This is a genomic window from Micromonospora sp. NPDC005163 (assembly GCF_053599835.1).
In genome coordinates, this window is the sequence record NZ_JBSFYP010000028.1 from 35,976 (window position 1) to 48,705 (window position 12,730).

12 protein-coding genes and 1 pseudogene are annotated in these 12,730 nt (G+C 73.2%); 6 read left to right on the forward strand and 7 right to left on the reverse strand.

The window, feature by feature from the left end; translation table 11 throughout:
* Positions 1–68: 68 nt before the first annotated feature.
* From ACWD6N_RS20265 to ACWD6N_RS20285, 5 genes are read right to left on the reverse strand one after another with little or no spacing between them, the layout of a single operon-like run.
* Positions 69–566 (reverse strand): DUF2267 domain-containing protein, encoded by a 498-nt coding sequence (locus ACWD6N_RS20265; protein WP_450005053.1) that lies wholly within the window; start codon positions 564–566, stop codon positions 69–71.
* 42 nt (positions 567–608) lie between these two features.
* Entirely contained in the window at positions 609–1,007 is a 399-nt protein-coding gene (locus ACWD6N_RS20270; RefSeq protein WP_450005054.1) for an NUDIX hydrolase, read from the reverse strand.
* A 54-nt stretch (positions 1,008–1,061) separates the two neighbouring features.
* Positions 1,062–2,420, reverse strand: coding sequence for an MGH1-like glycoside hydrolase domain-containing protein (locus tag ACWD6N_RS20275; protein WP_450005055.1), 1,359 nt, complete (start codon positions 2,418–2,420; stop codon positions 1,062–1,064).
* The gene (locus ACWD6N_RS20280; protein ID WP_354966715.1) at positions 2,417–3,238 is read right to left on the reverse strand and encodes a sugar phosphate isomerase/epimerase family protein; all 822 of its coding nucleotides are present in this window, start codon (positions 3,236–3,238) and stop codon (positions 2,417–2,419) included. Before ACWD6N_RS20280 ends, ACWD6N_RS20275 begins: the two co-directional genes overlap by 4 nt.
* Positions 3,238–4,275 (reverse strand): zinc-dependent alcohol dehydrogenase, encoded by a 1,038-nt coding sequence (locus ACWD6N_RS20285; protein WP_450005056.1) that lies wholly within the window; start codon positions 4,273–4,275, stop codon positions 3,238–3,240. Before ACWD6N_RS20285 ends, ACWD6N_RS20280 begins: the two co-directional genes overlap by 1 nt.
* A gap of 116 nt (positions 4,276–4,391) precedes the next feature.
* On the opposite strand from ACWD6N_RS20285, the gene ACWD6N_RS20290 reads away from it, so the two are divergent.
* The 4 genes from ACWD6N_RS20290 to ACWD6N_RS20305 all read left to right on the forward strand — a co-directional run bounded on the left by ACWD6N_RS20290 (position 4,392) and on the right by ACWD6N_RS20305 (position 8,329).
* Complete coding sequence (locus tag ACWD6N_RS20290) at positions 4,392–5,792, forward strand: ABC transporter substrate-binding protein (RefSeq protein ID WP_450005057.1); 1,401 nt, start codon at positions 4,392–4,394, stop codon at positions 5,790–5,792.
* On the forward strand, positions 5,789–6,745 hold the full coding sequence (locus ACWD6N_RS20295; protein WP_387326639.1) for a carbohydrate ABC transporter permease: 957 nt from the start codon (positions 5,789–5,791) through the stop codon (positions 6,743–6,745). Before ACWD6N_RS20290 ends, ACWD6N_RS20295 begins: the two co-directional genes overlap by 4 nt.
* A complete protein-coding gene (locus ACWD6N_RS20300; protein ID WP_089021366.1) occupies positions 6,745–7,611 on the forward strand; it encodes a carbohydrate ABC transporter permease in 867 nt (288 codons plus the stop codon). Before ACWD6N_RS20295 ends, ACWD6N_RS20300 begins: the two co-directional genes overlap by 1 nt.
* Before the next feature lie 112 nt (positions 7,612–7,723).
* Positions 7,724–8,329 (forward strand): class I SAM-dependent methyltransferase, encoded by a 606-nt coding sequence (locus ACWD6N_RS20305; RefSeq protein WP_450005058.1) that lies wholly within the window; start codon positions 7,724–7,726, stop codon positions 8,327–8,329.
* A 21-nt stretch (positions 8,330–8,350) separates the two neighbouring features.
* On the opposite strand, the pseudogene eccB reads toward ACWD6N_RS20305, so the two are convergent.
* Positions 8,351–9,705: pseudogene (gene eccB, locus ACWD6N_RS20310) on the reverse strand (type VII secretion protein EccB).
* Positions 9,706–9,832: 127 nt separating this feature from the next.
* On the opposite strand from eccB, the gene ACWD6N_RS20315 reads away from it, so the two are divergent.
* On the forward strand, positions 9,833–10,552 hold the full coding sequence (locus tag ACWD6N_RS20315; RefSeq protein ID WP_450005059.1) for a spermidine synthase: 720 nt from the start codon (positions 9,833–9,835) through the stop codon (positions 10,550–10,552).
* A 91-nt stretch (positions 10,553–10,643) separates the two neighbouring features.
* Positions 10,644–10,820, forward strand: a complete 177-nt coding sequence (locus ACWD6N_RS20320) for a hypothetical protein (protein WP_355067416.1) — start codon at positions 10,644–10,646, stop codon at positions 10,818–10,820.
* Between the two features lie 12 nt (positions 10,821–10,832).
* Here ACWD6N_RS20320 and ACWD6N_RS20325 read toward each other — a convergent pair whose 3' ends face one another.
* Entirely contained in the window at positions 10,833–12,635 is a 1,803-nt protein-coding gene (locus ACWD6N_RS20325) for an acyl-CoA dehydrogenase (protein ID WP_450005060.1), read from the reverse strand.
* Positions 12,636–12,730: the final 95 nt, after the last annotated feature.

Genomic DNA, 12,730 nt, shown 5'->3' on the forward strand with positions numbered 1-12,730 from the left:
AATGTCAGGCATACCGCAATTTCTACGATCTGGAGTGGGTCTCACCGAAAACACACCTGTGCGGCGGGTTAGGCCCCATACGGATCGGGCGGGACCGGCGTGACATCGCCGTCGCCATCGCGCGGCAACCGCGCCACCATCTCCCGGAACTCCCGCACGGTCACCGCCTCCCGCAGGGTCGCGAAGACCGCGCCCGTGCCGGTCCGGGCGGTTGCCGGGTCGACCCCGGCGCGCTGACCCACCCGGCGGAGGAACTCCACCGGCCCGGCGTCCGGCGCCGGCGGGGCCGCAGCCGTGCCGCCGATGTCCAGGCCGGTGTCCAGCCCGGCCACGCCGCTGTCCGGGCCGGCGGTCATGGTCGGCGGGGCCGGGTCGGTCAGGTAGCCGTCGAGGTCGTCCGGGAGGTGCCCGGCGAGGGGGTCGGGCGGCCCACCGCTCACCCGTTCTGCCATCGTCTGGAGCACGGCGCGGGCGATGGCGGCGGCCTGCTCGGCCGGCAGGCCGGACCGCCGGGACACCGCGTCGATGAAGTGTGGGAACTGCCCGCCGCCCGCCCTGTCGGTCACGCCCCGGCGCTTACCCCCGGCCGGTGCCGACAAACTGCGCCGTCAGCGCAGCAGGTCAGCCGCCAGCAGATGATCGAAGATGACCTGGTCGACCGGGGAGGTGCGGTGCCGGTCGGCGTACCCGAGCCAGGCCAGCTCGGCGATCTCGCTGGCCGGCCTCAGCTCGCCGTCGTGTGCGGCGCGGTAGCAGGTCATGCGGACCGTCGTGCCGGCGGCGTGGCCATGCGCCTGGGCGGTGAACGTGCCGACGTGCACGGCGCCGGCGACGTCCACCGCGACGCTCAACTCCTCGGCGACCTCCCGGCGCAGCGTGTCCAGGTCGCTCTCCCCCGGCTCACGCTTGCCGCCCGGCAGGTACCAGACATCCTTGCCCTGGGAGCGTGTGCTCAGCACCCGCCCGTCCTCGATGAGGATCCAGGCCACCTTGTCGATCTCGGGCACCGTGCTCCTTCGCGTCGTGGGACGAGGACACCGTACGCCGACGCACCGACGTGCTCAGTGCGGCGTGGTCCCGGCGTCCTCGGCCAGCAGGTCGAGCAGCAGCGCCGCGGTCCAACTGAACGCCGGCGAGCCCAGCCCGGCGCCGGTGTCCGGATGGAAGTACTCGTGGCAGCCGGCGCCGGCGACCAGCCCGATCATGGACCGGCGCAGCCCGGCCGCCAGCTCCGGGTGCCCGTGCGTGAGCAGCCCGCGCCGCACCAGCCAGCCGACGTTCAGCCAGCTCGGCCCGCGCCAGTAGCGCAACGGTTCGAAGTCCGGAGCGGTCCGGTCGTGGCTGGGCAGCGGCCGGTCCATCCGCCGAGCCACCCCGAAGCGCGCCGACCGGGCCTCCACGATCAGCGCGTCCGCCTGGCGGGTCGGCAGACCGGGCAGGATCAGCGGCGCCAGGCCCAGCACGGTGCGTGCCGGGACCAGCCGGTCGGTGCGCAGGTCGCGGGGGGCGAACGTGCCGGTGGCCGGGTCGTACAGCCGGCGCACCAGGGCCTTGGTGATCCGGGCCGCACGGGCCCGGTGCGGCCCCGGGTCGGCGCCGACCAGCGCGGCGATCTCGGCCAGCGCGTGCTCGGCCGCACCGAACGCGGCGTTGAACAGCGGGCACTCCACCAGGAACGGGTGCTCGTCGGCCAGATGCTGGTCGGAGTAGGCGCGATCCCGGTACGAGGCGACGATCGCCAGGTAGCGCGCATAGTCCAGGTCCGTGGGGCGGTGCGCGGCGTCGGCGTGCGCGGTGTCGTGCCGGCGGTACGCGCGCATCACCGTCGCCTCGGCCGGCACCGCGGCCATCGGCTCGTCCCAGGCCGGGCTGTTGTCCAGGCCGGACTCCCACGGGTGCACGATGCAGGCCAACCCGCCGCCGGTCAGGTCCCGCCGCTCGGCCAGGTAGCGCTGCTGAGCCACCAACGCCGGATAGAGACGGCGCAGTGCGGCCAGGCCGGCCGGGTCGGGCGCCCGCCGGTACGACAGCCACGCGGCGAGCGCGTGCACCGGCGGCTGGACCAGGCCGGAGGTGTCGACAGCCGGCGCCCCCTCGGCGGTCGCCGAACGCCACAGCTCCGGCCCCGGGAAGTACGCGCCGACCCGCAGCGCCGGGTTGAACACGATGTGCGGAACCCGCCCGTCGGCCCACTGCGCCCGGAACAGGCTCGCCAGCTCCCGCCAGGCCCGCTCGGGACGGACCTGGGCCAGCCCGATGGCGATGAACGCGGAGTCCCAGCTCCACTGGTGCGGGTAGAGGGTGCGTGAGGGCACCGTGTGGTCGTGCTCCCAGTTGGCGTCGAGGGTGGCGACCGCGAGTCGGCGCAGCCCGGCGAGGTCGGACGGCGCGCCGGTGCGGGCCAGGGCGTCGGCGGTCATGCCGCGGCCCGCCGGGGCAGCGCGTGCCGCAGCACCGTGGCGGCCTGCTGGAGGGCGCGGACCGGGTCGCCGCGCAGCCGACACTCCAGCGCCAGCCAGCCCCGGTAGTCCAGCTCCAGCAGGGTCCGCACCAGCGCCGGCCAGTTGAGGTGCCCGGCGCCGGGTTGGTACCGGTTGGAGTCGCTGACCTGCACGTGCCCGAGGTACGGCGCGGCGGCACGCAACGCCCGGTGCACGTCGTCCTCCTCGATGTTCATGTGGAAGGTGTCGGCGACCACCCGCACCGACGGCAGCCCGACCGCCGCGCAGAGCGCGACCGCCTCGTCGAGCCGGTTGACCATGTGGTCCTCGTACCGGTTGAGGGGTTCCAGGAAAAGGGTGACCCCCTCGGCCCGGGCGTGCTCGCCCAGCTCGCCGAGGGCGTCCAGGAGCACCTGCCGGTCGCCGGTCGGTGGGCGCGGCGGCTCGAACGGCGGCAGCCGCCGGGAGAACATCCCCCACGACGCCGGCGTCATCGCCCCGACGCCGCCCAACTCGGCGATCACCGAGAGCTGGGAGCACAGGTTGCGCACCGCGTCGGCGGACCGTGCCGGGTCGAAGTCGCCGATGAAGTGGTCCATCTCGACGCAGACAGTGGGCATCACCACCCCGGCGGCGCGGGCCCGGCGCAGCTCGGGCAGCCGGCGGGCGAACGCGAGGTCGCCGCGCCCGCGCAGCTCGATGCCCTGGTAGCCGAGGGCGGTGGCGAGGGCGTACTTCTGGATCAGGTCGGTGCCCGGCAGGAGCTGTTCCTGGCAGGCCAGCGCGATGGTGGTCATCAGAACCTCAGCACCACTTGAAGGACGTCACCGGCGCCGCGGTCGAGCAGCGCGAGGGCGTCGGCGACGGCGCTGGCGTCGACGATGTGACTGACCAGCGGCAACGGGTCGACGCTGTGCTCAGCCACCAGCTCCATGAAGGTCTGTGCCACCCGGTCACCGGTCCACCGGCCGGCCATGCTCGGCGCGGGGGTCGGGCCGGAGACCTGGGCGGCCACCAACTGGATGCGGTTGTGGTGGAACTCCTCGCCGAGGCCGAGTCCGTCGGCCTGGCCCTGGTAGAAGCCGGCGGCCACGACCCGGCCGGCGTGCGCGGTGGAGCGGATCGCCTCGTGCAGCGCGGGGTACGCCCCGGACAGCTCCAGGCAGACGTCCGCGCCCCGGCCGTCGGTGGCCTGCCGCAGCACGGCGGCGGCGGACTCCGCGCCGGCTACCACCGTCGACCGGGCGCCGTAGCGGGCGGCGTGCCCCAGCCGGCCGGGCATCCGGTCGACCGCCACCACCCGCGCGCCGGAGAGCACCGCGAGCCGGGTGGCGAGCAACCCGATGACGCCCTGCCCGAAGACACCGACCCAGTCGCCGAGGTGCAGGTCGCCGGCGAGCACGGCGGTCAGCGCGATGGCGCCCGGCCGGGCGAAGACCGCGGCGAGCGGGTCCAGGCCGGCGGGCAACGGGCGGACCGCCCCGGCGGCCAGCACGGCCTCGGCGCGGTGCCCCCAGATGCCCCAGACCAGCTGCCCCGGGTGCCGGTCGGCGACGTCCGGGGCCACCTCGACGACCTCGCCGACCTCCTCGTAGCCGAAGCCGATCAGCGGGTACGGCACCGGGGTCTGCCGGGGCACGAACATCCGCGCGGCGTCGTCCCAGTCCTTGCTGAGTCGTGGATTGCTGCCCCGGTAGAGAGTGAGCTCGGTGCCGGCCGAGATGCCGGAGTAGCAGGTGCGCACCCGGACCTGGCCGGGGCCGAGCGGATCCGGTGGGCAGGGCTCGAGGCTGATCCGTCGAGGCCCCGCGAGAGAGACAACCCAGTTGACCATGAGTCACATCCCGGTAGCACTGGGCTCCAGGATAGGCAAAAAATCGTTATATGTCTTGTTATTGATCAATCGAAGGCGTTGAATCCTTCATGTACCCTTCGAGAGGAGTGCCACCGATGTCAACACCTCCGAGGCGGATACTCGCCACCACCCTGATCATGGCACTTACCGCATGCACCTTGCTGGCCTGCGGCGACGACGAACCGGACAGCGACAGCGACAGCAAAAAGATCACCGTGTGGAGCCTGGAGGACGTGGCCGACCGGGTCACCGCCACCAAGGCGATCATCGCCGACTTCACCGCGAAGACCGGGGTCCAGGTTGAACTGGTCACCGTCAACGAGGACCAGTTCCCCTCCCTGATCGCCGCCAACGCGGCCGCCGGCGACCTCCCCGACGTGGTCGGCTCCGTCTCCCTGGCCGGCATCCGTACGCTCGCCGGCAACGAACTGCTGCACGCCTCGGCCAACACCGAGATCGTCGACACGCTCGGCCGGCAGACCTTCTCCCCCCGCGCGCTGGAGCTCACCTCCGACGACGGCAAACAGCTCTCCGTGCCCAGCGACGGCTGGGGGCAACTGCTCGTCTACCGCAAGGACCTCTTCGCCGCCGCCGGCCTGCCCGCCCCCGACACGTACGAGCGGATCACCGCCGCCGCGGCGAGGCTCAACACCGGCGGCGTCGCCGGGATCACCGCGGCGACCGCCCCCAGCGACGTGTTCACCCAGCAGACCTTCGAGCACCTGGCGCTGGCCAACGGCTGCCAGCTCACCGACGACGCCGGCAAGGTCGCCCTGGACTCGCCGCAGTGCGTCGAGGCGTTCCGCTTCTACGGCGACCTGATCCGGACCAGCTCGATCAAGGGCGCGCAGGACGTGGACACCACCCGCGCCACCTACTTCGCCGGGAAGGCGGCCATGGTGGTCTGGTCGCCGTTCATCCTCGACGAGCTGGCCGGGCTGCGCAACGACGCCAAGCCGACCTGCCCGCAGTGCCAGGCCGACCCGTCGTTCCTGGCGAAGAACAGCGGATTCGTCACCGCGATCAAGGGCCCGAACGGCACCGAACCGGCCCAGTACGGCGAAATCAGCTCTTGGGCGGTGCTCGACGGCGCCGCGACCGACTCGGCGAAGTCCTTCGTGGAGTACATGCTCGGCGACGGCTACCCGCGCTGGTTCGGCATGTCGCCCGAAGGCCGCTTCCCGGTGCGCAAGGGCACCCCGGCCGAGCCCGAGGCGTACCTCGCCGCCTGGAACACCAGCCAGGCCGGCGTGGACGCGAAGAAGCCCCTCGCGGACGTGTACGGCGACGAGGTGCTGGCCACCCTGCGCCGCAGCCCGGACACCTTCCAACGCTGGGGGCTCGGCCAGGGGCAGGGCAAGCTGGTCGGCGCCATGCTCGGCGAGCTGCCGGTGCCCAAGGCGTTGAACGACGTCATCTCCGGCAAGTCCGACGCGGCGGCCGCCGCAGCGCGAGCCAAGAAGGACGTCGACGCCATCAAGGCGGGCGTCAATTGACCACCACCGCACCCGGCGCCGGTCGCTCGCCCACCCGCGAGCGACCGGCGCCGGCCCGCCGCCGACCGCTGACCCTGCGCCGTCGGGAGTCCCGCGCCGGGCTCGCGCTGGTCGCCCCGACCCTGCTCGTCACCATCACCGTCATCGGCATCCCGATCGTCTGGACCGTGGTGCTCGCCTTCCAGCGGGTCCGGCTCGCCACGCTGCGCAAGACCGGACTGTTCGGCGAGTTCACCATGGACAACGTCGACCGGGTGCTGCACACCCCCGGCTTCGCCAGCACCCTGTGGACCACGCTGGTCTACAGCCTCGGCGGCACCGTCGGGTCGATCCTGCTGGGCCTGGTCGCCGCCCTGGTGGTCCGCCGGCCGTTCCGCGGTCGCACCCTGGTGCGGGCGTCCATGCTGCTGCCGTACGTGGCGCCGGTGGTCGCGGTGACCTTCGTCTGGCAGGTGATGCTCGACCCGCAGCTCGGCATCGTCAACGACTGGGGCCGGCGACTGCTCGGCTGGGACGCCCCGGTGCCGTTCCTGTCCCAGGAGTCGACCGCGCTGGCCACGGTGATCGTGTTCGAGGCGTGGCGGTACTTCCCGTTCGCGTTCCTGTTCCTGCTGGCCCGGCTCCAGGCGGTGCCCGGCGAGCTGGAGGAGGCCGCCCGGGTCGACGGCGCCACCCCCACCCAGCGGTTCCGGTACATCCTGCTGCCGCAGCTGCTGCCGGTGATCGCCCTGCTGGGCGTGCTGCGCTTCATCATGACGTTCAACAAGTTCGACGACGTCTACCTGCTCACCGGCGGGGCGGCCGGCACCGAGGTGGTCAGCGTGCGGGTGTACGAGTTCCTCACCGCGCGCACCGACATCGGCGCCGCCGCCGCGCAGGCGGTCGTACTGGCCGTGGTGCTGATCGTGTTCGTGCTGATCTACCTGCGCTTCTTCGGACGGAGGGTCGGCTGATGGACCGCGATCTCGTCGAGACGGTCAGCCTGCGCTGGCTGCGCCGCCTGGTGATCGCCGCGTTCCTGGTGATCACCGTCTTTCCCTTCTACTACATGCTGATGCTCTCGGTACGCCCCATCGAGCGGCTGCTGCTCGACCCCGGCTCACTGGTGGTCGGCTTCGGTGAGCTGACCGTCGCCACGTACGCCGAGGTGCTCAAGGCCACCGACGACGGCGGCCAGGGATTCCTCACCTTCATCCGCAACAGTGGCCTGGTCGCCGTCGCGGCGACACTGCTCACGCTGCTGGTGGCGATCCCCGGGGCGTACGCCGTGGCCCGGCTTCGGTTCTTCGGCCGGCGGCAGGTCGACTTCCTGTTCCTGGCGGTCTACCTGTTCCCGTCGATCGTCATCGCGATCCCGCTGTTCGTGGTCTTCACCCGGGCCGGGCTACGCGGCTCACTGTTCGGCCTGGTGCTCGTCTACATCTCGCAGACGCTGCCAGTCTCGGTCTACATGCTGAAGAACTACTTCGAGACCATCCCGGTCAGCCTGGAGGAGTCCGCCGCGATCGACGGCGCCGGCCGGCTCGGCATCATCCGCCGGGTCAGCCTGCCCCTGGCCATGCCGTCGATCATGGCGGTCGCGCTCTACGACTTCATGATCGCCTGGAACGAGTTCCTCTTCGCGCTGCTGTTCCTGGTCGACAAGCCGGACCGGTGGACGGTGTCGCTCGGCCTGTCCCTGCTCGCCGATGGGGTCGAGGTGCCCAAGACGGTGCTGATGGCCGGGTCGGTCGTCCTCACCCTGCCCATCGTGATCCTCTTCTTCTCCAGCGAACGGCTACTCACCGAGGGGCTGACCACCGGCGCGGAGAAGGGCTGAGCAAGCCCGGCGTCATCGGCCGGCGGGAACGCCGGCGGATGACGCGGGTGACCCGGGTCCCGCTCGCCCGGGTCGCCCGTCGCGTCCCCGCCGGCCCGGTTACGGTGGCCACATGGCCAAGCCGACCCGTTGGGCGACCGACACCGGACCCGAGCACTCGCAGTGGTACATCGACCGGTTCCGGAAGCTCGCGTCCGAGGGAGCGGACCTGGCCGGCGAGGCCCGGCTGGTGGACGCCCTGGTCCCGCCGGGCTGCCGGATCCTCGACGCCGGCAGTGGCACCGGCCGGGTGGGCGCGGCGCTGGCTCAGCGGGGGCACACCGTCGTGGGGGTGGACGCCGACCCCGCGCTGGTGGCCGCCGCCCGCACCGACTACCCGGGCCCTCACTGGCTGGTCGCCGACCTGGCCGAGCTGGACCTGCCCGCGCTCGGTGAGGCCGAGCCGTTCGACGCCGCGGTGCTGGCCGGCAACGTGCTCGCCTTCGTCGCCGCCGGCACCGAGCCGGAGGTGCTGCGCCGGCTCGCCGGGCACCTGCGCCCGGACGGCGTGCTGGCGGTGGGCTTCGGCACCGAGCGCGGTTACCCGCTGACCGCGTTCGACGCGGACGCGGTCGCCGCCGGGCTGCGCCTGGAGCACCGCTTCGCCACGTGGGATCTGCGCCCGTGGCGCGACGACGCACCCTTCGCGGTCAGCATCCTGCGCCGCCCGGCGGCCTGACCCGAGACCAGCCGGGCCACGTCAGGCGGGGGCGGCGACCGCCTTCGCGGCGGCCGGGTCGAGGGTCGCGCCGGCCGGCACCAGGCTGACCAGACCCGCCGGCAGGCGCAGCGGGCGCACGTCGCGGTAGCCGAGCATCGCGAGCACGTCCCGGTCGGCCAGCACGTACCGCCGGCCCAGGTCGGTGACCACGGAGACCGCGCCGCCGGACGCGCCGGGTGCCGCGGCGGCCTCGACCACCGCGCCGCGCCCCGGCTCCACCACCACGTGGTCGGCCAGCACGGCACTGCCAGTCGGCGCGGTCCGCGGCACGGCGGCGAGGTCCGGCAGCGGTACGCCCCAGCGCACCTCCCCGGTACCGCCGTCGTCGCCGACCCGGGCGCAGAGCGCCCCGTCGTCGCCGGCCGCGAGCCGGGGTGGGGCCGGCGGCGGGGCGGTCGGACCGTTCGGGGCAAGGTCGGGCACCGTGGGCAGCGCGGCGAACCGGCCCAGCGTCATCGGCTCCGGCTCACCCTGCCCGGTGCGGGCGAGCAACAGCCCGGCCTGCAACTCGGTGATCCCGGCCAGCCCGGCGTCGAGTGCCACCGCGTACTGCCGACCGCCGCCGGAGTTGCGCACCAGGTACACCTGACCGATCGTGGCGCCCGGCACCCCGGAGGCGCGTCCGCCCAGATCGGGCAGGGCGAGCGGGGCCAGGTCGACGCCGGCGGGCAGCGAGTTGAGCAGGGCGGGAGCCACCGGGACCGCCCGGGCCCGGGTGGTGGCCAGCGCCGCCAGCACCCGGCTGGGGTCGCGGATCAGGTAGCGCCGCTGGTGCCAGACCAGGTGCAGCCCGCCGTCCGGGTGGCGCAGCAGCAGCGCGTCCTCTCCGAGTGGCCGGCCACCGCCGGGCTCGGCGCCGATCAGCAGCGCGGAGCGGGGCGCCTCGCCGGCCGCGCCGGACGGGATCGTCGAGCAGACCGTCCACGCGGCCGTGGCCAACCGGCCCGGGGCGGGCAGCGAATCCGGCGCGTCGGCGATGCCCAGCGGCAGCCCGCGCGGCACGCCGTCGATGGACCGGCGCCGACGATCAGCAGCGCCGACGCGTAGTTGAGCACCGGGTGCAGCTTCTGCTCGCGGTAGACGAAGCGGGCGCCGGACTCCTTCTCGACGATCACCGCGCCCGGGTCGCGCCAGCCGCTGCCGCCGCCGGCGAACAGGCCGTAGAGCGCCGAGCCGCCCAGCCCGATCGCCGCGACCAGGACGCTGGCCAGCGCGGCACCGGCCAGCCGCCTAAACGGCGACTGGGCCGGATCGGTCTCGCGCATCACCAGGGCGGCGACCGCCCGCTGGACGCTGAACTGGTAGGAGTGCAGCTGGTCCTGCCGCGACGGCATGAGATCCCTTCCCGCTGTATCGGCCGGCACAGGATATGCGCTGCGTCGATGTCCCGTGGACCCTGCGTGGCCGGCGCCGGTCGGGCCGGTACCATCCGGGGACGAATCCGGCGGCGAGAGGGCACCCGTGGGCACGCGTTTCGAGGAGCTGGCCTGGCGGGAAACCCCGATCGGCGCGATCAGCCTGCGCCGGCGCCGCGACCCGGCGCTCCAGGTCGAGGTGTACGAGGTCAAGCTCGACGACGAGTACCTGATGTCCAGCCTCTTCCCGGTCGCGGAGATCGAGCTTGCCCGGCTGGGGCTGGCCGAGCTGGCCGGCGACACGCTCGACGTGGTGGTCGGCGGCCTCGGTCTGGGCTACACCGCCCGCGCCGCGCTGGACGACCCGCGGGTGCGGTCGCTGCTGGTGGTGGAGGCGATCGAGGACGTGATCGACTGGCACCGTCGCGGTCTGCTGCCGTTCGCGGCGGGGCTCGCCGAAGACCCGCGGACCCGGTTCGTCCAGGCCGACTTCTTCGCCGCCGTGGCTGGCGACGCCGGGTTCGACGCGGAGGCGCCGGGGCGACGGTTCGATGCCGTACTGCTCGACGTCGACCATTCTCCGCGCAACGTGCTGCACCCCAGCCACGCCGCTTTCTACGCACCGGACGGGCTGCGGCGCCTGGCCGCCCTGCTACGCCCGGACGGGGTCTTCGCGCTCTGGTCGGACGACCCGCCGGACGCCGAGTTCACGGCGGCGCTCACCGAGGTGTTCGCGACCGCGCGGGCGCACGTCGTGCCGTTCGCCAACCCGTTGACCGGCGGCCAGTCCGCCAACACCGTCTACGTCGCGCGCACCGCCGGCTGAGCCGGCGCGGCGCTCCGGCATGATCTCGGCCGGATCGGGAAGGTGACCGGGAGGTCGCCGCCGCGGGCGCGACCGGTTACCGGAGGTGGACATGCGCGCGCTGCTCTGGGTTGTCGGCGTGGTCGCCGGCGTGCTGATCCTGCTCGGGCTGATCCTGGAGGCGGTCCGCTGGCTGATCATCATCGGGTTGATCGCGCTGGTGATCGTGATCATCCTGGGTGTGGTCAAGGGGCGGCAGGCGATGCACCACCAGACCCGCCGACGGTGAGGGCGGGGCCGCTCAGAACCAGCCCGCCCGCATGTCCAGCGTGGTGCGGTCCCGGCTGTCCAGCAGGTCGAACTGTGGACCGGTGCGGGGCAGCTCGACGGTGAAGAAGTAACGCGCGGCCTGCCGCTTGCCGGCGTGGAACGTGTCGCCGGACCCCTCCGGCGGCAGGGCCAGCACCTGCTCCAGCCACATCCACGCGACCACGACGTGCCCAACCGCCTCCAGGTAGACGCTGGCGTTGGCCAGCGCGAGCACCGGGTCGCCGTCGGCCCACAGTCCGCGGGTCACCGCGACGACCCGATCCACCGCGTCGGCCAGCCGGTCGGCGAGCTCGGCGGCCTCACCCCCGGCCGGTCCGGCCCGGTCGACGGTCGCGCGGATCGTCGAGATCAGCAGGGTCAGCCCGGCGCCGCCGTGCATCGTCATCTTGCGCCCCAGCAGGTCCAGCGCCTGGATGCCGTGGGTGCCCTCGTGGATCGGGTTGAGCCGGTTGTCCCGGTAGTGCTGCTCCACGTCGTGGTCGCGGGTGTAGCCGGCCCCTCCGAGCACCTGGATCGCCAGGTCGTTCGCGGTCAGGCACCACTGTGACGGCCAGCTCTTGGCGATCGGGGTGAGGACGTCCAGCAGCAGGTGCGCCCGCTCGCGGTCGGCCTCGGCCGGGGCGGTCTTCTCCTCGTCGAGCAGCCGCGCGCAGTAGAGGACCAGGGCCAGCGCCCCCTCCACATAGCTCTTCTGAGCCAGCAGCATCCGTCGTACGTCGGGGTGGTCGATGATCGGCACCTGCGGCGTGCCCGGGTCCTTGGCGCCGACCGGCCGGCCCTGCGGCCGTTCGCGGGCGTACGCCAGGCTCTTGAGGTAGCCGGTGTAGCCGAGCGCGGTGGCGCCGGCGCCCACCCCGATGCGCGCCTCGTTCATCATGTGGAACATCTGGGCCAGCCCCTGGTGCGGCGGCCCGACCAGATGACCGACCGCGCCGGGGCGACCGGCGGGGGCGTGGCCGCCGTCACCGAAACTGAGCAGGGTGTTGGTGGTGCCCCGGAAGCCCATCTTGTGGTTGAGCCCGACCAGCGCCACGTCGTTGCGGTCGCCGAGCGAGCCGTCCGGCCCGACCAGCACCTTCGGCACGATGAACAGCGAGATCCCCTTCACCCCGGGCGGGCCGCCGGGAATCCGTGCCAGCACCAGGTGGACGATGTTCTCGGCCAGCTCGTGATCGCCGCCGGAGATCCACATCTTGGTGCCGAAGAGCCGGTACGTGCCGTCCGGCTGCGGCTCGGCGCGGGTGGTGATGTCGGCGAGCGAGCTGCCGGCGTGCGGCTCGGACAGGCACATGGTGCCGAAGAACCGGCCTTCCAGCATGGGTCGTACGTAGGTGTCGACCTGCTCCGCGCTGCCGTGCGCCAGCAGGAGGTTGGCGTTGCCCAGGGTGAGGAACGGGTACGCCGAGGTGGCGACGTTGGCGGCCTGGAACCAGGTGAAGCAGGCCGCCGCGACGGCGTGCGGCAGTTGCAGGCCGCCGACCGAGGCGTCCAGCCCGGCGGTGAGCAGGCCGGTGTCGGCGAAGCTGTCCAGCGCCGCGCGGACCTGCGGGATCAGCCGTACCCGCTGCCCGTCGAAGGTCGGCTCGGCGAGGTCGGCGGCCCGGTTGTGCGGTGCGAACTGCTCGGTCGCGACCCGCTCGGCGAGGTCGAGGGCGTCGTCGAAGGTCTCCCGGGAGTGCTCGGCGTAGCGGGGGCGCTCGACCAGCTCGGACACCCGCAGCCAGTCGTGCAGCAGGAAGTCCAGGTCGCGGCGGGAGAGCAGGGTGGACGGCACGGCACTCCTCAACGGGCACGGCGGTCACTCGGTGCGGGGCGCCAGCCCGGCGACGCCCCGGCCCATCCTGACCGATCGACCGGGCGTACACCACC

What these genes read in the sequence shown, in the direction of transcription:
- ACWD6N_RS20275 (WP_450005055.1), bottom strand. Translation starts at nt 2,420, where the DNA reads ATGACCGCCGACGCCCTGGCCCGCACCGGCGCGCCGTCCGACCTCGCC.
- ACWD6N_RS20280 (WP_354966715.1), bottom strand. Translation starts at nt 3,238, where the DNA reads ATGACCACCATCGCGCTGGCCTGCCAGGAACAGCTCCTGCCGGGCACC.
- ACWD6N_RS20285 (WP_450005056.1), bottom strand. Translation starts at nt 4,275, where the DNA reads ATGGTCAACTGGGTTGTCTCTCTCGCGGGGCCTCGACGGATCAGCCTC.
- ACWD6N_RS20290 (WP_450005057.1), top strand. Translation starts at nt 4,392, where the DNA reads ATGTCAACACCTCCGAGGCGGATACTCGCCACCACCCTGATCATGGCA.
- ACWD6N_RS20300 (WP_089021366.1), top strand. Translation starts at nt 6,745, where the DNA reads ATGGACCGCGATCTCGTCGAGACGGTCAGCCTGCGCTGGCTGCGCCGC.
- ACWD6N_RS20305 (WP_450005058.1), top strand. Translation starts at nt 7,724, where the DNA reads ATGGCCAAGCCGACCCGTTGGGCGACCGACACCGGACCCGAGCACTCG.
- ACWD6N_RS20320 (WP_355067416.1), top strand. Translation starts at nt 10,644, where the DNA reads ATGCGCGCGCTGCTCTGGGTTGTCGGCGTGGTCGCCGGCGTGCTGATC.